Genomic DNA, 23,141 nt, shown 5'->3' on the forward strand with positions numbered 1-23,141 from the left:
TTCATTCCTCCTAAACTGTTTGAGTTTGATGTGTACGGAATTCTCTTCCAATAATCTCTTTCGCAATAACCATTTGGTTTGCTTGTGCTGTACCGTCTCCGATTTCTAAGCCAATTACATCACGTAACCGTTGCTCTAACGGCATTTCTTTTGTGTATGCATAGTGCCCATTTAGTAGAAGACATTCATGAATAGCTTCTACGCTATATTTTGGCCCAAGCCATTTTACACTCGAAGCTTCTTTTGAATGCTTTCGTCCTTGGTCGCGTAGCCATAACCCGCGATAAGCTTGCCATTTAATGAGCTCCAGTTGTGTATGATGTGTCACAATAGGGAACGAAACAGCTTGATATGTGGCTAAAGGGCGACCGAATGATTGCCGTATTTTTACGTGCTCGATTGTTTCATCGATACTTTGCATCGCTGCGCCAACACATTGTAAACCGATGAGTAAGCGACTTAAGTCGAAGCCGTTCATCACTTGCGAGAAGCCTTGATTTTCTTGCCCAATCAAATTTGCTGCTGGAATGCGTAGTTCGTGCATATAAATTGAGCCGCGTCCAATCGGGATATTGCCCATATCTTCATAGCCCTTTGCTTCAAATCCATTGACAGTAGAAGGTACAAGAAATGCACTAATACCTTTATTACCGAGTGAAGGATTCGTTTTAGCAAAGACGATGAAAGCATCTCCGCATGTAGCGACACTAATGCCTGATTTTTCACCGTTTAATACATATTCATTGTCTTCACGGCGAGCCGTCGATGTAATGCCACCAGCATCTGTTCCAGCAGCAGGCTCTGTAATGGCAATGCCAACAATTTTTTCGCCACTTGCGATTTGCGGTAGCCATTCATTTTTCATTTCTTCGCTTGCATGTTGAGTAAGAATTTCGCCGATTAAAGCATTTAACATAACAGAGTACGTTAAGTTAAAATCACCCCGACCAATTTCTTCTGCTGCAATGCCTGTTGTGAGACAATCTGCGCCGACACCACCATATTGTTCGGGAATACGAAGCCCGGTAACCCCTAAATCACCGAGCTTTTTCCAGAGGTGGCGGGGTGTGATGCCTTCACGATCCCATTTTGTATAGTGTGGTAATAATTCTTCCTTTGCGAAATCGCGCAAAATTTTACGAAATTGTTCTTGTTCTTCCGTGAATTCGAAATTTAACATAGGTGAAAACCCCTTTCTAGTAGTTAAATGCGCAGTTTTCGATAATGGTTGTAATACCTTGACCACCACCGATACAAAGTGTAGCAAGACCATATCGACCATTACGTCGCTGCAACTCATGGACAAGTTTTGTTAAAATAATGGCTCCTGTTGCGCCGATTGGATGCCCTAGTGCAATAGCGCCCCCGTTCGCATTCACTTTTTCTATATTAAAATTACCTTCCTGAATAACAGCGAGCGCTTGAGCAGCAAATGCTTCATTAAGCTCGATTAAATCGATATCATCAAGTGTTAAGTTTGCTTGTGCAAGTGCTTTTTCTGTTGCTGGAACAGGTCCAATCCCCATGATTTCCGGTGCTACCCCAGCAACCGCTTGCGCAATAATTTTTGCTTTTGGTGTTAAGCCATATGCTTTTACTTTTTCTTCACTCATAAGTAAAAGAGCAGAGGCCCCGTCATTTCGACCGCTTGAACTGCCTGCTGTAATCGTTCCATTTTCTTTGAATACAGGCTTTAGTTTTGCTAATTGTTCAAGGGAGGTATGCCGTGGATGCTCATCGGTATCGATGATAGTCGTCGATTTTTTTGTTTTAATTTCATAAGGAATGATTTCATCGTGAAATCGTTTGTTTTCGATGGCAGCAAGTGCAAGCTCTTGGCTACGTAAAGAAAAGGCATCTTGTACTTCGCGGGAAATATAATATTTTTCCGCTAAGTTTTCTGCTGTTATCCCCATCGTAATGTGCCCGTATAAATCAGTTGGCTGTGAATTGATCTGGCTTTCGGTATTGGAATCATACAACATCACATTGCCAACACCTAATCCGTAACGTGCATGACCTAAGTAAAACGGAGCTGTACTTAAGCTTTCTGCTCCTCCTGCAATGATGACATCCTGTAGGCCAAGTGCGATTTGCTGTACAGCATTATTGATCGCTTGTAAACCAGAGCCACATTGGCGATGAACGGTATAAGCAGTGACTTCGATTGGCATATTAGCACGTAATGACGCTACCCGCGCAATATTAGCCGCATCACCACTTTGCCTGGCCTGTCCTAAAATGACCTCATCGACTTGGATAGGGGATGGCTGTCGATCGAGAAGACCCTGTATGACATGTGCCGCTAGTTTGTCAGCTCTCATGTCTTTAAAGACACCGCCAATTTTGCCAATCGGTGTACGGACGGCATCGACAATATACACATCTCTCATACATTCACACCCTTTTTGTTGTGATATTCACGCCCCAATTCTGAAGCGATAATATTGCGTTGGATTTCTGAAGTCCCTTCATAAATGCGTGTAATACGCGCATCGCGGAAGTAGCGCTCAATTGGATAGTCTTTCATATAACCAAGTCCACCATGAATTTGCAGAGCTGTATCAGCCACACGGTTATATACTTCAGAACCATATAATTTTGCCATGGCTGCTTCTTTTACAACACGAGTCCCTTGATCGACCATCCAAGCGACACGATAAGTTAAAGCGCGTAATGCTTCTATTTGCATCGCCATATCGGCTAACATATGTTGAATGGCTTGGAAGTTGAAAATTGGTTGACTAAATTGCTCACGCTCTGTTGCATGTTGCATCGAATGCTCTAACAGTTTTTGGGAAGAGCCTAAACAGCGAGCGGCCATACCTGCACGTCCATTCGCTAAAATTTTTAACGCATTCACATAGCCAGTGCCCTCTAATCCGAGTAAGTTTTCAGCAGGAATTTCAACATTTTCAAAAAATAGTTCAGCGGAGTTTGAACCGCGTAATCCTAGCTTCTTTTCTGGTGCACCTACCTCAAATCCCGGTGTTCCTTTTTCTACAATAAAAGAGCTAATGCCTTTTGCTCCTTTTGTTGGATCGGTAACGGCCATGACTGTAAAGACATGGGCATCGTGTGCATTTGTAATGTAATGCTTGGAGCCATTTAAAATATATTTATCGCCTTTTCGCACAGCTGTTGTTTTTAAATTGACTGCATTTGAACCAGCAGATGGTTCCGTTAAGGCAAATGCACCAATCCATTCCCCGGTTGCCATGCGTGGTAAATATTTTTCTTTTTGAGCAGGGGAGCCGAATTCCACAATGCCAACAGAGCCAATACCGATATGACAAGAAATTAATGTTGTAAAACCGTTATGTGTTTTCGCTAATTCCTCTAATACGGCACATTTGCTGACCATATCAAGTCCAAGACCACCATATTCTTCAGGAATACTTAAACTAAATAGACCCATTTCTTTTGCCGTTTTTACAAGGTGTGGGGGAATTGCATTCTGCTCTTCAATTTGATTCGCAAATGGCTCTACTTCATCTCGAATAAATTTTTGTACTAATTCCTTTAATGCCAATGTATCCTCACTAAATGCAAAATTCATCACGTATCCCTCCTTTATTGATTTGTGAAGTTTGCTGGTCGTTTTTCGATAAATGCGCGTGTTCCTTCTGCTTTATCTTCTGTACCGAAGAGTAGGGAAATGGATAGTTTTTCAATCCATTGTGCCGTTTGCATATCTACATCAAACCCATGATGTACGGCTTGTTTGGTAAGCTGTACAGCGATAGGACTCTTTTTCAAAATAGCTTCGGTAATTTCGTGCATCTTTTGCTCAAGTTTTGTTTCTGTACAGTAGTATGTGGCAAGCCCCATTTGCTGTGCTTCTTCACCGGAAACAATTCGTCCTGTGAGGATGAGATCGAGTGCGCGCCCTTTACCAATGATGCGCGTAAGTCGTTGTGTACCACCCGCTCCAGGTAAAACGCCTAGGTTGAGTTCGGGTAATCCAAACTTGGCCTTCTCCGTTGCGATGCGAATATCACAAGCGAGTGCCAATTCACAACCACCGCCAAGTGCGAAGCCATTAATAACGGCAATGGTCACTTTAGCGCTCTGCTCAATTTGGGTGTATACATGCTGCATGCCTAGGGTTAGACCATCTAAAGGTGTCCGTTTTTCCAGTGCCTTAATATCAGCGCCAGCAGCGAAAGCCTTTCCCCCAGCTCCTTGCACAATAATGAGTCGGATGGTGGGTTGTTTTTCTAAGTACGTAAAGGCTTCTTGTAATTCATTTACCATTTTTTCATCTAGTGCATTCAGTACTTCAGGCCGGTTCAGCGTGATATAGCCAATCTGTTCAACAATTGAAAGATGAATGTAATCAAGTGTTAGCATGTTGTTCACACTCCTTATAGTCATAAAAGCCTTTCCCCGTTTTTTTACCTAGACGGCCGGCTTTCACATATTTCACTAATAGCGGACTAGGTCGATATTTTTCGCCAAGTGTTTTGTTTAAATATTCTAGCGTCCGTAATCTCGTATCTAGTCCTACTAGATCACCCATTTCAAGAGGACCCATCGGATGGTTGAGTCCCAGTTTAATTGCTTTATCGATATCTTCAGCTGAGGCTACACCTTCCATCAGCATGTTTACTGCTTCATTTCCGATGAGCGCATTCATTCTAGAAGTGACAAAGCCCGGAAATTCATTTACTTCAACTGATTCTTTTTGCATTTGCGTAGCGACTTGTTTAATGATGTCTACGGTTTCATCGGATGTATCGAGCCCACGAATGATTTCAATAAGCTTCATTTTGTGTACCGGATTAAAGAAATGCATCGCGAGTACTTTAGTTGGGCGAGTTGTTTGACACCCAATTTCCGTTGGGCTAAGTGACGATGTATTTGTGGCTAAAATGGTCTCAGGTGAACAAAGTACATCGAGCTGTTTAAAAATCGCTGTTTTAATTTCAATCCGCTCTACGACAGCCTCTATGACGAGTTCTGCATTAGTAGCCGCTTGCTCGATAGAGGGAGTATAGTGAATTTGCGCCACAGCTTGTTGCTGCTGTGTGGAGATAAAGCCTTTCTCTCGACTTTGAGAGGCCATTTTTTCGATTTCTTGCTGGGCACTTTGTAAGCTGGCAACTGAAATATCTTGTAGTGTTACCGTGTACCCGCTAATGGCAGCGGTATAAGCAATACCTCTGCCCATAATACCTGCCCCGATAATAGAAATTGAGTTAACCATGTACATCACTCCTTTATATTTCTGATTTTTCTGACTACCGTAGAGGGATTAACATCTAGAATCTTCGCCATTTGACGATAGGAAATATTTTTTTCATTTAGTAAAAACAGTAGTTCTTTTTCGAGTTCTTTCACCGCCGTTTTAAGTGGTAAAATATCATTTACAATAATAGACTTTTTGCTTATATCTTCTTGAAGAGCGAGTAATTGTTTAATATGAAAAGCATGAAATAGCGTGCGGTGAGATGATAAAACGAGTCGTTCTAACAGTGAGAAAATTTCTTTTAAGTTTTCTGTCCATTGTTGCCGCAGTAGAAATTGAATCGCATCGGCGGTTAACGTAATCGAACGATGATGTTTTTCACTTAGAAGATGAATAAAATGTTGGATAATTGTTTTGGTTTCTTCAGGTTTTTCAGCAATGGGCGGTATATGAAATGTAATGGCATTAATCAAATAATAAAGTTTTTCGCTGAAATTAGGTTTCTGGCCAAATGAAACATCTGTGCTAATAGAAGCCATGATTCGAATATTTATAGTAGAAGCCTGTTGCTCTATGAGAGAAGCAAGTCTTTCCTGTAACGTATAGGGTAAATAATCAATATTTTTGAAGTACAATGTGCCATTTGTAGCGAGTGAAAATAAATAATACCCTTCAAGAGTAGTGGTGAATAATACATACTCCAATTCGTTTTTTGTTTTTGTTCTACAGTCAATTTCGATAAACGGCGCCTTTTTACGTTCACTATTTAACACAATTTGTTTCGCTAATGTGGAACGACCTGTACCGATAGCTCCTTTAATTAAGACGGAGGAGCTTACTTTCGCAATTTGTTTGATTTTGTTTGTCAGTTCTGTCGAATACGAAACAATGGAGTCATTTGTTAGTGTAAATACATGATGAAGTTGCTGCTGGAGTGCGTTTATTTTTTTTAGATGTTGAGACGTTGTTGTAATGTTGGAAATGCGTACAACGATGCGGTCGATTGTGCGCTGTTCTTGATTGGTGATAATAGAAAAATGAACATCTAATACTTGTTGATGACGATTTGTCATGCGAATGGTACTTTGTGTTTTTTTATTTTGGATAATGTCTTGCAATGCTTGAGAAAACTTAACCCGTTGAGATTCTTCATACATAATAGATATATAGAATTGATGAAATAAAGCATTCTGACGCAGAATATCTCCATTTGGATCCATAATAGCAATGCCATGTTCACTCGTGTCCATTAGCATTTCATTTTCACGGACTAATTGGCGGTACGTTTCTAACTCGGAGGTAAGGGACTCTATTTTTGAAATGTCCTCAAATACACCGATAGCCCCTACAAGCTGTTTGCCGTCAAAAATGGGCTCACGGTGAGAAATATACCAACGTTTACGCACCTTATATTTTTCTACTTGTCCTTGCCCTGTTTGAAGTACTTGAAGTAATCCTTTTGGTGGAACGACATCTGTAATAAAGCGACCAATTGCTTTTTCGAGTGGGACACCAGAGATTTTTTCACCTGCCTGGTTCATCATCGTAATATTGCCTTGAATATCGACTGCCATAATGCCACTCGGTACAGCTTGAAAAACCGTTTTATAATGTTTTAATTGAAACTGTTGTGTTTTTGCAACAGCCTCATAAAAGGTAGCTTTATCAATGCAGCCCATATATTTATTATCTTGCTTAATAATGAGTAAATGTGTATCCGCGGGCCATTCGTATTTTATCGATGGAATATGTGTGACTATAGTAAATTGTTTATTGACCATACGAGCGAATGCTCTCAGTTGATCGATATCTTCTATATAGTCGAACCCCATTTTCATGCAATACTGTAATAAGTCCATGGCGGTAAAGAAGCCTTCTAATTTGCCGAAGCGTCCAATGATCATACCGTAACGATAAGCTTGAGTTGTCATGGTGTTTAATAGATGAAGTAGCGTAGTTGTATCGCTAGGGAAAATCCCTATAGGTTGTAGCTTAATAGTTTGTTCCATGGAAAGTCTCCTTTCTCGCTAGAGGGTGTTGCGAATTTGCAACATAATCTGCGTTGCTTTCTAAAGTATTAGCTTGATAGAGTAGTGGAAATCCAAGTATATACCGCAAATAAAACGTAACATATTCTCTTTTGTGTATCAAATATGCTTTTAAATGTTTTTTAGTTGTCGTTTGGTTGTATTATTGAATTTATAATATTGATAAAATATAAAGTGATGCATATTAGCAACAGTCTAGAAAAAAATGCATAACAGTAAAGACGTGAATTAAATGGCTATAACATAATGTTTTTTAAATATAGTAAAAAATAGGTTATTAATTTTTGTTATGAATGGATACATAAATCCAACGGTGGAAAATGAGTACGTGTACTGTACTATTATCTAGAGAATGTTATGTGTTATGATTTCTCTAAATGGATTTGATAGGTGTGAGTGACAAATGATTTTAGTACTTGATGCAGGGAATTCTAGTATTGTGCTCGGTGTATATAAAAACGACCGCCTTGTATTCCATTGGCGTATGGAGACAAATCGTCATAAAACGGAAGATGAATACGCTATGCAAGTAAAAGTGTTCTTTGTACATGCAGGCATCTCATTTGACCAGATTACAGGAATTATCATATCCTCAGTTGTACCGCCAATAATGTTTGCGCTTGAAGAAATGTGTCATAAATATTTTCGAGTAAAGCCGATTATTGTTGGACCTGGTGTGAAGACAGGGCTTAATATTAAATATGAAAACCCACGTGAAGTAGGGGCTGATCGCATTGTCAATGCCATAGCCGCTTTGCATGAATATGGTGAGCAATCACTGATTATCGTTGATTTTGGTACGGCAAATACGTACTGCTATATTAATGAAAAAGGTGAATATATGGGAGGAGCCATTGCACCGGGCATTGCAATCTCAACAGAAGCGCTTTATACGAGAGCGTCAAAATTGCCGCGCATTGAAATTGCTAAGACGCCACATATTGTCGGGAAAAATACTGTATCGGCAATGCAAGCAGGTATTTATTATGGCTTTGTTGGGCAAGTCGAGGGCATTGTAAGTCGTATGAAAGCACAAAGTAAGACAGAGCCGCTTGTGATTGCAACTGGTGGATTGGCGAGCTTAATTGCAAATGAAACAAAGATGATTGATATAGTTGAACCGTTTTTAACGTTAAAAGGTTTATATATCATTTATAAACGGAATCAATAAGAAATGAGGAATGACATCATGGGAGATTATTTAGTAAGAGCTATTGGCTATAACGGTCAAGTACGTGCATTTGCTACACGTACAACAGAAACAGTAGGAGAAGCACAACGCCGTCATAACACGTGGCCAGTCGTTTCAGCGGCATTAGGTCGTTCGATGACGGCAGCTGTGATGATGGGCGCGATGCTAAAAGGTGAGGACAAGTTAACGGTCAAAATTGAAGGAAACGGTCCAATTGGTCCTATGATTATTGATACGGATGCAAAAGGCGATGTGCGCGGCTATGTAACAAATGGCCAAGTACACTTTGATTTAAATGAATATGGCAAACTCGATGTCCGTGCTGGGGTAGGAACAGAAGGCTTCATGACTGTTGTAAAAGACCTTGGAATGCGTGATATGTTCTCCGGTCAAACACCGATTGTTTCAGGTGAAATTGCTGAAGATTTCACATACTATTTCGCAACGAGTGAACAAGTGCCTTCATCAGTCGGGCTTGGTGTGTTAGTAAATCCAGATAACACGATTCTTGCGGCTGGTGGCTTTATTCTGCAAATTATGCCTGGTTGTGAAGAGGAAACAATCGAATCAATCGAAAAGCATTTAAGTACAATGGAGCCTGTTTCAAAAATGATTGAAAAAGGGATGACACCAGAGCAAATTTTAGAAGCGGTTCTAGGTGAAGAAGGAAATGTCCAAATTTTAAGCACAATGCCGGTACGATTCCAATGTCAGTGTTCGAAAGATCGATTTGGTGCAGCAATTCTTGGTTTAGGTGTGAAGGAAATTCAAGACATGATTGATGAGCAAGGTGAAATTGAAACACAATGCCACTTCTGTCTACAAACATATGATTTTTCTGAAGCGGAATTGCAAGGGTTAATTGATGAAATCAATGCACAACAATAATAAATCCGTACCACCTACACCAACCAATGTACGACTAACGCAACGTCGATTAAAAACGAAGCCTGCTTTAACAGTAATGGGTATTTTATTACTAGGGAATATATTTTGGTTTATGCTATGGATTTGGCCATCAGGAAGCGACAATCAAGGCGACGAGGAAATCGTCGCTACGATTGCTGGTGAGGAAATTACACGTCAACAATGGCTTGCTGAAATAGAAAGTCGCTATGGAAAAGAGACATTACAAGATTTAGTCAATGAAGCTGTCATGGAAAAAGCAGCTGAGAAATACGACATTAAAGTTACAGAAGATGAAATTGATTTAGAGATGGCGCTCATGCGTTCAGCACAAGGTACAAATGATACAGAAAACTTAACAGAAGAACAATTACGACAAAAAGTACGTGCGCAGTTAATTTTAGAAAAGGTATTGGCAAAAGACATTATTATTGAAGAGGAACAAACATCTACATACTATGAAGAAAATAAGTCTTTATACAATATCCCAACTTCATATCGTACAAGCATGATTGTCGTAGCATCGAAGGCAGATGCTCAAAGTGTTGAAAAAGAATTGGCAAGTGGTTCAGATTTTTCTGTATTAGCGCGAGAACGTTCTTTAGATGCAGCCTCAGCTAGCCTAGGTGGCAATATCGGCTTTATTACAGAAGAGCAAGATACGGTTGATGCTGCGATTCGACAGACGGTTGCCAAGTTAAAAAAGGATGAGACAAGCAATCCAATAAAGCTAAACGATGGGCGCTATGCATTAGTGCAACTGCTAGAAACGATAGAAGGGCAATCTTTTGCTTTTGAAGAAGTAAAGGAACAAATTGCACGTGAAATGGCGATGGAGCAATTATCAGCCACGATTACACCAGAAGCTTTTTGGGCAGATTTTGATGCGACTTGGTTTTACGGTGAAGAAATGAAATAGAGAAAAGAAACAGTGAAATCTAGTACGAGTGCACTGAAAAGCTTTTGTTTTTTAATAAAAATAAGGCACTTTCTGTTCAAATGGACAGAAAGTGCCTTATGTCTTTAAAAGGAAGGATAAGTCTTATATCCCGTTTATTTTTTTCGGTTAATTATTAGCGATAGCTTCAGTTAACATATCTTCAAAGTTCTCTTCATCATAGACAATGTTATAAATTTTCCAAGTTTCGTCTGCTGTTTTCTTTAAATATGCAGTTCCTGACAAATCCATTGTCATTTCAAAAGACATGTCCATGTCTGGTTCACTCATGGAAATATGAACTTTTAAATTGTCTACTTTCACTTCTGCAAAACGCTTATTTAAGGAAACAATGCTGCTTGAATGCTCGCCCACTTGCTCCATTGTAATGGAACCAGATGAATAGTCAGGATCATCTAGTGTACTCAGATTATCAAGTGAATAGGCTAGATAATAACCGACTGTTGTTTCGCGATAAAGAGCTTCCAACGCTTCACGATCTTGTTGTTCAGATTGTAGTAATAACTCTTCTGTGACGTTACGATTTACAGTTTGAATCACTGAAAGTTCATCTTCAGCAGTCCCAGATTCTAGATGTAATGCGCGGTCAATCATCAATACGGCATGAGAACGTTTCGCAAAATTACTCGGTTTGAACTCGTCTCCATAACCATTTACGATTCCGACACCTGCTATTTTTACAATTGCTTCATAAGCAAAGTTTTTTTGAGTGACATCTTTGAAAGTTTTTTCTGTCGTTGAAAAATCCACCGTCTCATTGAATGCACGATAAATCATAACAGCCATTTGAGCACGTGTAATCTTATCATTTGGTTTAAAGGTTCCATCTACTTTGCCAGTAATAATCCCTCTGCTACTAGCAATTTGCACATAGTGATAATACCAATCTGAAGAATTTACATCAGGGAACGTTTTTTTGATGTCACCACTTGTTAAATGCATAGCATTAACCAAAATTTTTGTGAATTGTGCACGGGTAATATTATTTTCTGGTTTTAAAAGAATGGATGTATACTCATATTCTTCCCCATCTTCTTCATAAATCACTGTTTCTTCATATCCATCTATGATATCTGCATACAAAAAGCGTTCTAATTGTTCATATGCGCCATGCCCGTAATCTACATCATCTATGTAATATTGATCAATCGTTTTTTCTGCTGCAAAAGCAGGTGTTATAGAAGGAAGACTAAAAGTAACAAGTAAAGCTAATAAAATACGAACTGTCTTCAATGGTTTGACCCCTCTCCTTATATATTTTGAATGCATGAATTATATTACTTAATATTAATTTAAAAGAATACAAGAATAATATGGGAATAACATAAGCTCAAAATATAAAAAAGTGCCCCTTTTCTAGTACTGCGCTGCTTTGTATATATTTTTAATTGTTCTGAAAATTTATTGTAAAAGTACAGCCTATTACATTGACAATGGTTTGGTAAATTGTTAAGATACAATTAATAAAAACCTATTTACTTGGTAGGGATTAAAAGAAGGGAAGATGTGGATATGAGTAAATTAGCCAATTCTGTAGCGGAATTAGTAGGACGTACACCTATCGTTAAATTAAACAATGCAACAGGTGAAAATGAAGGGACAGTATACGTAAAATTAGAATACTTCAACCCAGGTTCATCAGTAAAAGACCGTCTTGCATTAGCGATGATCGAAGCAGCTGAAAAAGACGGCACATTAAAGCCGGGTGGTACGATTATTGAACCGACTTCAGGGAATACAGGTATTGGTCTTGCAATGATTGCTGCTGCAAAAGGTTATAAAGCCATTCTTGTAATGCCAGAAACAATGTCTTTAGAGCGTCGTAATTTATTACGTGCATACGGTGCACAGTTAGTATTAACACCTGGTCCTGAAGGGATGAAAGGTGCTATTGCAAAAGCAGAAGAATTAGCTGCTTCTGAAGGCTACTTCTTACCACAGCAGTTTAAAAACGAAGCAAATGCTGAAATTCACCGTTTAACAACAGGTCCAGAAATCGTGGAAGCATTTGATGCAGAAGGTTTAAAATTAGATGCATTTGTAGCGGGTATCGGTACGGGTGGTACAATTACAGGTGCTGGGCAAGTGTTAAAAGCACAGTTCCCAGAAATCGAAATCATTGCTGTAGAGCCAAAAGATTCACCAGTATTATCTGGCGGAAACCCTGGCCCACATAAAATCCAAGGGATCGGTGCAGGTTTCGTACCAGACGTATTAAACACAGAAATTTATTCTTCTGTATTCCCAGTAGAAAACGAAGTAGCGTTTGAAACGGCACGTAAAGTAGCTCGTGAAGAAGGGATTTTAGCGGGTATTTCTTCAGGTGCAGCGATTCATGCGGCAATCGAAACGGCGAAACGTTTAGGAAAAGGCGCCAATGTACTAGCAGTCGTACCATCAAATGGTGAGCGTTACCTATCTACACCTTTATATCAATTTGAAGACTAATTGCTACTGAAGTAAGAAATATTCACATACAATGTACTTTTACTGAAATAGGAATAGAGGATTTACTCGTTTAGAACGAGCTCTCTTATAGGGGATGTCCAGAAAGTGAAAACTTTCCGGGCGTCCCCTTCTTCTTGATTAATATCCACTAAGGAATATTGTTCCCCGTGGTGTTCGCATCAACATGCTCTCTCAAAATGTCTTTTCAGAGGGCTCTTTTTTGCATATAAGCATGGCGTTTTTAGCAGGATATCTGCATAATAAAGAACGTCGCGTATACTCGTGGCAGCTAAGGGAGATACCTTTCCAATATTTCCTGTTAGCTTTATTTTCATTTTTTCAGTTTAATAGTAATTAATTGTAGAACAATTGGAGGTTTTTTAGATGGGATTGAACGTTGAATCGTTATCATTTTCAATGACGAAGGATGCGTTTTTTTATAGCTTCAAAGAACAAACGGCAAACGAAACAGCCTATGTATTTTTAGAAAGTGGTCGTGGCGGTCACCATTCCATTGCAGCAATGCGTCCGTTCGCAACGACAAAATCTGTAGAAGACGGCTTACATATACAGTGGCGTAATGGAAATGTAGAGGTACGTGAAGGGGAAGCGTTAGCACAGTTAGAACTACTCATTAATGAATTTGGCTTACAGCGCGATATGCATTTACCTTTCTTTCAAGGCGGTGCGATCGGGTTTATTTCATATGATTATGTACGTACGATCGAAGTATTACCTACAGTAGCAGAAGATGATTTACAAGTGCCGGATCTGTTCTTTTATTTATTTGATAGTTGGGCCGTCCATGATGTAAAAGAAAATACCGTTACATTGATGAAATTATCGACAAGCGATGTGGATTTGCAACAGTGGGCGAGTGACTGGCAATCTCAAGCGGAAACAGGGCTAGGCAAGCGCCTGTTTGACCAAGAAAAGGCTGTTGAAATAAAGCCGGATGAAAGCGAATTAACCGTATCATTTTCAGGAGAAGCGTTTGAAGGCGCAGTCCAAAAAATTCAACATTATATTGGGCAAGGTGATGTGTTCCAAGTGAATTTGTCGGTTCGTCAAGCAAAGCAGTTACAAACGACACCTATGACGATGTATGAAGCAGTACGTTCATTTAACCCATCACCATATATGGCGTTTATCGCGAATGAGAATTTTGCGGTTGTGAGTGGTTCACCCGAATTACTCATTAAGCGTGACGGGAAAGAGCTTTCTACTCGCCCGATTGCGGGAACACGTCCGCGTGGTCAATCGGATGAGGAGGATATCGCATTAGCAAATGAACTCATTCAACATGAAAAAGAACGTGCGGAACACGTCATGCTCGTAGATTTAGAACGCAATGACCTTGGGAAAGTATCTGCATATGGGACAGTAGAAGTGAATGAATTTATGGTCATTGAGCGCTACTCGCATGTTATGCATATTGTGTCCAATGTGCGCGGGGAGTTAGCGGATAACAAGTCTAATACAGACGTAATTCGCGCCATGTTCCCAGGCGGTACGATTACAGGTGCGCCTAAAATTCGGACGATGGAAATTATTGAAGAGTTAGAGCCAGTAAGACGTGGTTTATATACGGGATCGATTGGATGGATTGGCTATACAGGCGATATGGAATTAAATATTGTCATTCGTACAGCGTTCATTCAAGACGACATCGCATATATTCAGGCTGGCGCTGGTATTGTGATTGATTCGATTCCTGCGAATGAATTTATCGAGTCATTAAATAAAGCGAAAGCCATGTGGCAAGCAAAAGCGATGGCGGAAGGAGTATCATCATGATTTTAATGATTGATAATTATGATTCATTTACGTATAACCTGGTGCAATATTTAGGTGAGCTAGGGGAAGAATTGTTGGTGAAGCGTAATGACGAGGTAACGCTAGATGAAATTGAAGCGCTTGCGCCCAAAATGATTGTCATCTCGCCAGGTCCATGTACGCCAAATGAAGCAGGTGAAAGTTTACGCATTATTGACTATTTTGCAGGGAAGCTTCCTATTTTAGGGGTTTGTTTAGGACACCAGGCGATTGCGCAAGTGTTTGGTGGTAACGTCATAAGAGCGGAAAGATTAATGCACGGGAAAACATCGCCTGTACATCATACGGGTATCGGTTTGCATAGGAAGAATGCGAATCCATTTACGGCAACACGTTATCATTCATTAATCGTAGAGCGTGAATCCATCCCAGACTGTCTAGAAATTACGGCTTGGACGGAAGAAGGCGAAATTATGGGTATTCGTCATAAAGAGTATCCAATTGAAGGCGTACAATATCATCCTGAATCGATTATGACAGAAGACGGGAAACAATTATTGCGCGAATTTATCACGCTATATTGCAAGTAAGGAGTTGTAAAGTATGCTTTGCTGGATGAATGGGCACTATATCGATTCTAACGAACTACGTATTTCTCCGTTTGACCATGGTTTTTTGTATGGGCTCGGATTTTTTGAAACATTTCGGACATACGACGGGAAAGCACCGTTTTTGGAAGAACATATGGCGCGTTTAAATGAAGCACTTCACCATTTTCATATTAAGTTGCCGTATACAATGGCCAATTTTCAACAAGTAATTCAACAATTAAATGAAGCGGAACAAGGGGATGGCTATTTCCGACTCAATGTCTCAGCCGGTGTGCATGATATTGGGTTACAACCAACGACCTACAGTGATCCAACGGTCATCGTGTTTCGTAAGCCATTGATGGAACGTCCGCGGGGCAAGGAAAAAGAAGCGGTTTGGCTAAAAACACCTCGTAATACAGCGGAAAGTGAACTCCGCTTTAAAAGTCATCACTACGGAAATAATGTGTTAGCTCGGTTTGAAGTGCCTAACTTAGCGGATTATGAAGGAATTTTTCAAACAGCAGATGGTTTTGTAGCAGAAGGCATTACATCAAATATATTTTGGGTGAAAGATGATATACTTTATACGCCATCGCTTGAAACAGGGATTTTAGGTGGCATTACAAGAAAACAAGTGCTACATGTTGCTTGTAAGCTTGGCTTGATTGTAAAAGAAGGTAAGTATCTGGCATTGGACCTGGAGCAAGCTGATGAATGTTTTGTAACGAATGCTGTGCAAGAACTTGTGCCCATTCATAAAATAGGTGAAAGCTATTTTACAGGTGCGAAGGGACAAGTGTATCAACAACTACATGAAGCGTATATAGATGAAATTTTACAACGGATAAAGGGAGATTAGCGATGTTACAACACTATCCGAAGCCATTAGTCATAAACGGTATTACGTTAGACTACACAAAAGAGACTTTTATTATGGGCATTTTAAATGTAACGCCGGATTCATTTTCAGATGGTGGTCAATATAATTCCGTTGAAGCAGCCGTTGCACAGGCGAAGAAAATGGTAGCAGAAGGCGCTAAAATTATCGATGTGGGCGGTGAGTCAACACGTCCTGGTTACGAACGTATTTCGGATGAGGAAGAAATCGCACGGGTTGTGCCCGTGATTCAGGCGCTTGTACGTGAAGTACCTGCGATCATTTCGATTGATACGTATAAATCGGCAGTAGCACGTGCAGCGATTGAAGCGGGTGCTCACATCATTAATGACATTTGGGGGGCAAAAGCTGATCCCGAAATGGCTTATGTGGCAGCACACTATCATGTGCCGATCATTTTAATGCACAACCGGAACAATAAAATCTACAAAAATTACTGGGCAGACTTTAAATCAGATATTGCAGAAAGCATTGCGATTGTGAAGCAGGCAGGTGTACCCGATACACATATTATTGTAGACCCAGGTATTGGCTTTGTTAAAAATTTAGAGCAAAGTATGGAAACGATGCAACGTTTAGATGAGCTATCAGCAATGGGCTACCCTGTATTACTGGCGACTTCTCGCAAGCGGCTCATTGGCTCTATTTTAGATTTGCCAGTGGACGAACGTGTGGAAGGGACAGCCGCAACGTGTGCATACGGAGTGATGAAGGGCTGCCACATCATGCGCGTGCATGATGTGAAGGAAGTAGCGCGTACGGTGAAAGTGATGGATGCCCTTATAGGGAAATTTATAGTAGAGGGCGAGCTTGCCCTAAGACATTAGGAGCGTAACATATGGATTATATTCATTTAAGAGATATGCAATTTTTTGGTTATCACGGTGTATTGCCAGAAGAAACGGTTTTAGGGCAACGTTTTCGTGCATCTGTATCGTTAGCTGTACATATCCAAAAAGCTGGGCAAACAGATAGTTTAGAAGATACAGTGAGCTATGTAGGGGTTTACGATATTTGCAAAGAGGTTATTGAAGGTAAGCCGTTTAAATTAATCGAAGCAGTAGCTGAAACGGTCGCAAGCCAGATCCTATCCCGCTATGAAGGACAAGTAATGGGCTGCCGTGTGGAAGTCATTAAACCAGATCCGCCAATTCCAGGACACTATAAGGAAGTAGCGGTTGAGATTGTGAGAGGGCAGTTTCAATGAGTGTCGTGTATTTATCAATCGGCACTAATATGGGTGACCGCGAAGACAATTTAAAGTTCGCTGTAAAATGTTTAACGGAAACAGCAGGTGTAATGGTGGAAATGGTTTCCTCTATCTATGAAACGGCACCAGTGGGCTTTGTCAATCAAGCATCATTTTTAAATATCGCGGTACGTCTGACAACGCGTTTATCGTCATTTGACATGCTTACCGTATGCCAACAAATAGAGCAAGAGCTAGGTCGCGTACGTGAGTTTCGCTGGGGTCCTCGCATCATTGACCTTGACATTTTGCTGTATAATCACGAAAATATTGAAACAGAGAGCTTAATTGTGCCGCATGAACGCATGTTTGAGCGTGCATTTGTTCTTGTGCCGTTAGCAGAGATTAGCGACCGTAGTACAGAACAGTTACGTTTAGCACATGAAGCACTTGAATCAATGGATATACAGAAAGAAGGCGTCGTGCAATGGAAGAAGAGCGTTTCGGTAGAAGAATTCGTGGGTTCCGAAAATTAAAGCGTGTACAGCAAGTAGAATTTGCGAAGCGTATAGGTGTTTCCACAACCGTTTTAGGGCGGATTGAACGGGGAGAGAAAATCCCTTCTACTGAACAACTTCAACAAATTGCGGATGAACTTAATATAGATGTACAGGAGTTAATGGTTAAATAACTTCAAGGGAGGACAAAATGATGATAAACGATCAACAAAAGCCGTTTCAAATTGCAGATGTTGTGATGGACAACCGCGTTGTATTAGCCCCAATGGCTGGTATCTGTAACTCGGCTTTTCGTTTGACGGTAAAAGAATTCGGCGCAGGTTTAGTCTATGCTGAAATGATTAGTGATAAAGGGCTAGTATATCGTAACCAAAAAACGTTAGATATGCTTTATATAGATGAACGTGAAAATCCGCTTTCGCTACAAATTTTTGGTGGCAATAAGGAAACGCTTGTAGAGGCTGCGAAATATGTAGATCAAAATACAACAGCGGATATTATCGATATTAATATGGGTTGCCCCGTAAATAAGATTATTAAATGTGAAGCGGGTGCCCGTTTATTATTAGATCCAAATAAAGTATATGAAATGGTTGCAGCAGTAGTAGATGCTGTGAAGAAGCCTGTTTCCGTCAAAATGCGTATTGGTTGGGATGATGAGCATATTTTTGCAATCGAAAATGCGCAAGCCGTTGAACGTGCGGGTGGTGCAGCAGTCGCTGTTCATGGCCGTACACGTGTGCAAATGTATGAAGGTAAGGCAGATTGGAACATTATTAAGCAAGTAAAAGAAAGTGTGAACATTCCTGTCCTTGGTAATGGGGATGTAGAAACACCGCAAGATGCAAAGCGCATGCTAGAGACAACGGGTGTCGATGCTGTGATGATTGGACGTGCGGCATTAGGGGACCCGTGGATGATTTATCGTACGGTACAGTATTTAGAAACGGGTGAATTAAAGGAAGAACCACCCGTGGCAGAGAAAATTGATGTATGTCTACTTCATTTTGAACGTTTACGTCAATTAAAAGGTGAAGTTGTGGCTGTACGTGAAATGCGCAAACATGCTTCGTGGTACTTAAAAGGCATTCGTGGCAATGGGAAAGTCCGAAATGCCATTAACCAGGCAGAAACAGAAGCAGAACTGCGCATGTTATTAACGGGTGTTGTAGCGGAGTATGAAGCAGAGTGTGCACAAATGGAAGTAATCTAACTAAGGGTGTCACGTCGGTGGCGCTCTTTTTAGCAAATAATGACGATGTTAGCTCGCTCTATTGTGGAGCGGGCTATATTTTCCAATGTATTTTTCTTGAATTCACTCGAAAGAGATGAATCGCATACTAAATTTGTGTACAATAAGGAATTATGGACAAAAAACGCATATATTGCGGATGATTTAATAAGGAGTGACAAACGTGTCAAATATAGAAGAGTTAAACGACCAACTTTTGGTTCGTCGCCAAAAGATGACGGATATTCGCGAAGGCGGGCTGGACCCATTCGGTAGCCGTTTTGAGCGTACGCATTTATCAAATGAAGTAAAACAAGAGAACGAAGCATTTACAAAAGAGCAATTAGAAGAGGACCTACGTGAAGTTGTGATTGCAGGTCGTATTATGACAAAGCGCGGTAAAGGGAAAGCGGGATTTGCTCATATTCAAGATTTAGGCGGTCAAATTCAAATTTATGTGCGTAAAGATGCAATTGGTGAGGAAGCGTACGAGCTATTCAACAAAGCGGATCTTGGTGATATCGTCGGTGTAAAAGGGAACGTATTCCGTACACAAGTAGGGGAATTATCAGTAAAAGCAACTGAATTTACATTCCTGACAAAATCACTACGCCCAATGCCAGAGAAATTCCATGGCTTAACAGATGTAGAGCAACGCTACCGTCAACGTTACCTAGACTTAATGACAAATGAAGAAAGCAAAGAAACATTCATCGTCCGTTCGAAAATTATTCGTGCTATTCGTAACTATTTAGATAACCATGGTTACTTAGAAGTAGAAACACCAATGCTACACACAATTGCAGGTGGTGCAGCAGCCCGTCCGTTCATTACACATCATAATGCACTTGATATGGAACTTTATATGCGTATTGCGATTGAGCTTCACTTAAAACGTTTAATCGTTGGTGGCTTAGAGAAAGTATACGAAATTGGCCGTGTATTCCGTAATGAGGGCATTTCAACTCGTCACAACCCAGAGTTCACAATGATTGAGTTATACGAAGCGTATGCAGATTATAAAGACATCATGGATTTAACAGAAAATCTAATTGCACATGTAGCACAAGAAGTATTGGGTACAACAACAGTTCAATATGGTGAAGATGCAATTGAGCTAGGTGTTGGTTGGAAACGTGTACACATGGTAGATGCAGTTAAAGAAGCGACAGGTGTCGACTTCTGGAATCCGATGTCTGTAGAAGAAGCACGCACGCTAGCAGCTGAACACGGTGTAGAAATCAAACCTGCACATGAAGTGGGTCACATTATTAATGAATTCTTCGAGCAAAAAGTAGAAGAAACATTAGTACAACCAACATTCGTAACAGGTCACCCAGTGGAAATTTCACCGCTTGCGAAAAAAAATCCAGAAGACCCACGTTTCACAGATCGTTTTGAGCTATTTATCGTTCGTCGTGAGCATGCAAATGCCTTCACAGAGTTAAATGACCCAATCGATCAACGCGAACGTTTTGAAGCGCAATTAGCGGAGAAAGAAGCTGGTAATGATGAAGCGCACGAAATGGATAATGATTTCATTGAGGCTTTAGAATACGGTATGCCGCCAACAGGTGGTTTAGGGATCGGTATTGATCGTTTAATCATGTTATTGACAAATTCTCCGTCGATTCGTGACGTACTATTATTCCCAACAATGCGCCATACATCTAAATAGGTAATGGGAAAGTGTTGTTGTCCGAGCAGAACAAAGAGTTGCCTGTGACAACAAAGTCGAATCAAAACTAGAACAAAGAACTGCTCCGATGCTGGAGCAATGAATGAAGAACAGGAGAATCTGTGCCGGAGACGCACGGATTCTCCTGTTTTTGCGTGTATAGGGCTTGGAAAAGTGAAATCGACTCTTAATAAGGAAAGAACTCGAAAAGCGCGTGAGAAGGGCGATAAAGAGTTCTGGGAGAGTGTCTGGATAGGCACCTCTGGTGCTCGCTTGGTGAGGGCGGGGGAAATGCTTGTTCAATGCCGGATTAAGCAGGACTTTATTCTAACTAGAATTAAGTTCTGCTTCATGTATGGAAAATAATTGGTAAAAATAAGCCGTTTTGTGCGCAACTTAATTCTAACTACCAACGGTGGAATGCGGGTTCAAGGCGGGGAAAAAAGCAGGACTTTATTATTGCTGAACATAGTTAGAAATTTATTTTTTTGTGAGTGCAGGAAAATTAGATTAATGTAGTTGTAGAAATAAAATAAAGTATTGCTTTAGTTAATATCTGTTTATCATAACAAGAATTTTGATAGCGATTTTCATTAAAACGCTAAAAATCCAACGTAATTTACAATTGAATAGAAACACTTGAATGATTCTGCGGAAACGTCTATAACGGGAAAAAACTATCGGAATAGCATTAGAAAGAGGTTATCCTTAGTTAGATAACCTCTTTAAAGCTTCTCCATTCTTCTTAATAGCTTTATCAAAACTTGCTTTAATTTTCTTTGATTTATCAGTGTTTGATTTAGAATGAAGGTCTTGATTTACTTTTTTATCCTTTGTCATAATCGTATCACCTCATTTTTAATGTTGTAATTAATGTAATAAAATAACAGAAAAAACACAAGTGGTATGGGATAATGCTTTATTCATAGGCGTCAGAAGTATGTACATATGTATTTGCGTGATGTGATGAATAGAGACGATGGAGGGGAATATTTACAAAAAAAAGAGTGAGTATGTTTAAATAGATACTCGTTCAAAATGTTAGAAAGAAAAATTTTCATATAACCCTTATGTAAACATAAGAAATAGAATAAAGTGCTGCTAGGATTCATAAATGAAATAAAAAGGGAGCAAATTCTATTATAAAATTGCTCACCTTTCAAAAATGTGACTAGCTGTTTATTAAATCTAAAACATCATAATTGAAATATTCGATATTCCTTTTTTGGGACCTATCTTTAAACACAAGTCCTTTTTCATCTAGAGTATTTAATACTCTTCTTGCTGTAGTGGGGGCAATTTTAAATTGTTCAGCCACTTGAACAGCAGTTGTGTTTGGATATCTAAATGTCAGTAAGTAAACTTGTCTTTGGATATGTGTCTCACATTTTTTCATACCTTCTATAGCCATTGTTTCAGCTTTGTCTAACAACAGGTTTAATTTATTTGCCATTCGTTGTGAGGCATCTAAGAAGAACGATAACCAATTGAACCAGTTTGGTTTTTCTCCTCTAGTTTCATTCAAAAGATGATAGTATCTGGCACGCTGTTTTTCTAGTTCTTCACTGACGAAGAAAATTGGGCTAGAAATTTGTTTTGATTGCATCATATATAAAGCGATAATAATTCTACCTAGACGTCCATTTCCGTCTAAGAATGGGTGTATTGATTCAAATTGTGCATGAAGAACTGCTACTTTTAGTAAAGGATGAGAATCTTCATCAAGTATGAAACTTCCTTGAGGTAAGTGTGAGATACTCATTTTCCCGCCATATTGGTGTTTGTTAGCGTATGTTTCCCAGTTATCTAAGTAATCTTCAATATCACTCGCTGGAATAGGGATATAAACAGCATCTTCAAACTTTTTTGTAGGACCAATCCAGTTAGGAACTTTCCTAAACTCCCCTTTAGCTACATTAGTTCCTCTCGCTGCTCCATCCATTAAAATAGAGTGTAGCTCAAGTATAAGCCTTGTTGAAAGTGGATAGCCGTTATTAATTCGCTCTTGACCAATTGTTAAAGCCTTTTGGTAATTTAAAACCTCTATATGCTCCCATTTTTGTTCAGATTTATGACTGTGTTCAACCATATCGGTAAAAGTTACTTGTGTTCCTTCAATTCTTGTTGATTGAACAGATTCTTTAAGTGCAAGTGTATTAATTAAATCACTTTTTAAAATAGAACGCTTAAATTTTTCGTCTAATCGACCAATTTCAGAGGAGATATTTGCTAACTTCATAAACAAATTTGCAGCTTGATGAGATTCGATACTCACTGGTAACTTTTTAACCCCTTGTATAGCCACTAAAATCCCTCCTTAAGATTAAAATTTCTAATTTTGAACTTAATATTAAGATTATACAGCTTTTAGAGATAAAATATACAAGAAAATGACCTAATTTTTCTGTTTATAAATAAAAGTATAATTATCAATTGCATATGATTAAAATGTTCTGAAGTGAACATTGAAATCGCCTATAATAAAATTAGAAGTGTACAGTTACTATTTTAATGT

General features: G+C 39.6%; 22 protein-coding genes. 13 read left to right on the plus strand and 9 right to left on the minus strand.

The genetic code is table 11. The features are described 5' to 3' along the window. Positions 1 to 10: 10 nt before the first annotated feature. The 6 genes from ACQQ2I_RS00505 to ACQQ2I_RS00530 are packed head-to-tail and all read right to left on the minus strand — an operon-like array spanning position 11 to position 7,200. Positions 11 to 1,180 (minus strand): acyl-CoA dehydrogenase family protein, encoded by a 1,170-nt coding sequence (locus tag ACQQ2I_RS00505; RefSeq protein ID WP_431028609.1) that lies wholly within the window; start codon positions 1,178 to 1,180, stop codon positions 11 to 13. 16 nt (positions 1,181 to 1,196) lie between these two features. Beyond that, positions 1,197 to 2,393, minus strand: a complete 1,197-nt coding sequence (locus ACQQ2I_RS00510; protein WP_431028610.1) for a thiolase family protein — start codon at positions 2,391 to 2,393, stop codon at positions 1,197 to 1,199. Then, positions 2,390 to 3,559, minus strand: coding sequence for an acyl-CoA dehydrogenase family protein (locus ACQQ2I_RS00515; RefSeq protein WP_431028611.1), 1,170 nt, complete (start codon positions 3,557 to 3,559; stop codon positions 2,390 to 2,392). The genes ACQQ2I_RS00510 and ACQQ2I_RS00515 overlap by 4 nt, the downstream gene beginning before the upstream one ends. Before the next feature lie 14 nt (positions 3,560 to 3,573). After that, the gene (locus ACQQ2I_RS00520; RefSeq protein ID WP_431028613.1) at positions 3,574 to 4,353 is read right to left on the minus strand and encodes an enoyl-CoA hydratase/isomerase family protein; all 780 of its coding nucleotides are present in this window, start codon (positions 4,351 to 4,353) and stop codon (positions 3,574 to 3,576) included. Then, positions 4,340 to 5,209 carry a 3-hydroxyacyl-CoA dehydrogenase NAD-binding domain-containing protein gene (locus ACQQ2I_RS00525; protein ID WP_431028614.1) on the minus strand — a complete coding sequence of 290 codons (870 nt, stop codon included), beginning with the start codon at positions 5,207 to 5,209 and terminating at the stop codon, positions 4,340 to 4,342. Before ACQQ2I_RS00525 ends, ACQQ2I_RS00520 begins: the two co-directional genes overlap by 14 nt. 5 nt (positions 5,210 to 5,214) lie before the next feature. Further along, positions 5,215 to 7,200 carry a sigma 54-interacting transcriptional regulator gene (locus ACQQ2I_RS00530; protein WP_431028615.1) on the minus strand — a complete coding sequence of 662 codons (1,986 nt, stop codon included), beginning with the start codon at positions 7,198 to 7,200 and terminating at the stop codon, positions 5,215 to 5,217. A 442-nt stretch (positions 7,201 to 7,642) separates the two neighbouring features. Between ACQQ2I_RS00530 and ACQQ2I_RS00535 the strand changes: the two genes are divergently transcribed. From ACQQ2I_RS00535 to ACQQ2I_RS00545, 3 genes are read left to right on the plus strand one after another with little or no spacing between them, the layout of a single operon-like run. Then, positions 7,643 to 8,410 (plus strand): type III pantothenate kinase, encoded by a 768-nt coding sequence (locus ACQQ2I_RS00535; protein WP_431028616.1) that lies wholly within the window; start codon positions 7,643 to 7,645, stop codon positions 8,408 to 8,410. A gap of 18 nt (positions 8,411 to 8,428) precedes the next feature. Continuing rightward, entirely contained in the window at positions 8,429 to 9,319 is an 891-nt protein-coding gene (gene hslO / locus ACQQ2I_RS00540; protein ID WP_431028617.1) for an Hsp33 family molecular chaperone HslO, read from the plus strand. Beyond that, positions 9,297 to 10,256 carry a peptidyl-prolyl cis-trans isomerase gene (locus ACQQ2I_RS00545; protein ID WP_431028618.1) on the plus strand — a complete coding sequence of 320 codons (960 nt, stop codon included), beginning with the start codon at positions 9,297 to 9,299 and terminating at the stop codon, positions 10,254 to 10,256. The genes hslO and ACQQ2I_RS00545 overlap by 23 nt, the downstream gene beginning before the upstream one ends. A gap of 147 nt (positions 10,257 to 10,403) precedes the next feature. On the opposite strand, the gene ACQQ2I_RS00550 is transcribed toward ACQQ2I_RS00545, so the two are convergent. Further along, on the minus strand, positions 10,404 to 11,528 hold the full coding sequence (locus tag ACQQ2I_RS00550) for an S-layer homology domain-containing protein (RefSeq protein ID WP_431028619.1): 1,125 nt from the start codon (positions 11,526 to 11,528) through the stop codon (positions 10,404 to 10,406). A 279-nt stretch (positions 11,529 to 11,807) separates the two neighbouring features. On the opposite strand from ACQQ2I_RS00550, the gene cysK reads away from it, so the two are divergent. The 10 genes from cysK (at position 11,808) to lysS (ending at position 20,626) form a co-directional block, all read left to right on the plus strand. Then, complete coding sequence (gene cysK / locus ACQQ2I_RS00555; protein ID WP_431030414.1) at positions 11,808 to 12,743, plus strand: cysteine synthase A; 936 nt, start codon at positions 11,808 to 11,810, stop codon at positions 12,741 to 12,743. A gap of 384 nt (positions 12,744 to 13,127) precedes the next feature. Next, positions 13,128 to 14,540 (plus strand): anthranilate synthase component I family protein, encoded by a 1,413-nt coding sequence (locus ACQQ2I_RS00560; protein WP_431028620.1) that lies wholly within the window; start codon positions 13,128 to 13,130, stop codon positions 14,538 to 14,540. Further along, the gene (gene pabA / locus ACQQ2I_RS00565; RefSeq protein ID WP_431028621.1) at positions 14,537 to 15,109 is read left to right on the plus strand and encodes an aminodeoxychorismate/anthranilate synthase component II; all 573 of its coding nucleotides are present in this window, start codon (positions 14,537 to 14,539) and stop codon (positions 15,107 to 15,109) included. The genes ACQQ2I_RS00560 and pabA overlap by 4 nt, the downstream gene beginning before the upstream one ends. Positions 15,110 to 15,122: 13 nt before the next feature. Continuing rightward, positions 15,123 to 15,971 (plus strand): aminodeoxychorismate lyase, encoded by an 849-nt coding sequence (gene pabC / locus ACQQ2I_RS00570; protein WP_431028622.1) that lies wholly within the window; start codon positions 15,123 to 15,125, stop codon positions 15,969 to 15,971. A gap of 2 nt (positions 15,972 to 15,973) precedes the next feature. Further along, positions 15,974 to 16,837 carry a dihydropteroate synthase gene (gene folP, locus ACQQ2I_RS00575; RefSeq protein WP_431028623.1) on the plus strand — a complete coding sequence of 288 codons (864 nt, stop codon included), beginning with the start codon at positions 15,974 to 15,976 and terminating at the stop codon, positions 16,835 to 16,837. 11 nt (positions 16,838 to 16,848) lie between these two features. Further along, entirely contained in the window at positions 16,849 to 17,217 is a 369-nt protein-coding gene (gene folB, locus ACQQ2I_RS00580) for a dihydroneopterin aldolase (protein ID WP_431028624.1), read from the plus strand. Further along, on the plus strand, positions 17,214 to 17,735 hold the full coding sequence (gene folK, locus ACQQ2I_RS00585) for a 2-amino-4-hydroxy-6-hydroxymethyldihydropteridine diphosphokinase (RefSeq protein WP_431028625.1): 522 nt from the start codon (positions 17,214 to 17,216) through the stop codon (positions 17,733 to 17,735). Before folB ends, folK begins: the two co-directional genes overlap by 4 nt. Next, positions 17,687 to 17,890 carry a helix-turn-helix domain-containing protein gene (locus ACQQ2I_RS00590; RefSeq protein ID WP_431028626.1) on the plus strand — a complete coding sequence of 68 codons (204 nt, stop codon included), beginning with the start codon at positions 17,687 to 17,689 and terminating at the stop codon, positions 17,888 to 17,890. Before folK ends, ACQQ2I_RS00590 begins: the two co-directional genes overlap by 49 nt. A gap of 20 nt (positions 17,891 to 17,910) precedes the next feature. Beyond that, positions 17,911 to 18,930 (plus strand): tRNA dihydrouridine synthase DusB, encoded by a 1,020-nt coding sequence (dusB, locus tag ACQQ2I_RS00595; protein WP_431030415.1) that lies wholly within the window; start codon positions 17,911 to 17,913, stop codon positions 18,928 to 18,930. 193 nt (positions 18,931 to 19,123) lie between these two features. Continuing rightward, positions 19,124 to 20,626 (plus strand): lysine--tRNA ligase, encoded by a 1,503-nt coding sequence (lysS, locus tag ACQQ2I_RS00600; RefSeq protein ID WP_431028627.1) that lies wholly within the window; start codon positions 19,124 to 19,126, stop codon positions 20,624 to 20,626. Between the two features lie 708 nt (positions 20,627 to 21,334). Here the strand turns inward: lysS and ACQQ2I_RS00605 are convergent. Next, positions 21,335 to 21,466, minus strand: a complete 132-nt coding sequence (locus ACQQ2I_RS00605) for a hypothetical protein (protein ID WP_431028628.1) — start codon at positions 21,464 to 21,466, stop codon at positions 21,335 to 21,337. A gap of 331 nt (positions 21,467 to 21,797) precedes the next feature. Continuing rightward, positions 21,798 to 22,931, minus strand: a complete 1,134-nt coding sequence (locus ACQQ2I_RS00610) for a Fic family protein (RefSeq protein ID WP_431028629.1) — start codon at positions 22,929 to 22,931, stop codon at positions 21,798 to 21,800. Between the last annotated feature and the right edge of the window lie 210 nt (positions 22,932 to 23,141).

The organism is Lysinibacillus sp. LZ02 (genome assembly GCF_050613145.1).
Classification (GTDB): Bacteria; Bacillota; Bacilli; order Bacillales_A; family Planococcaceae; genus Lysinibacillus_B.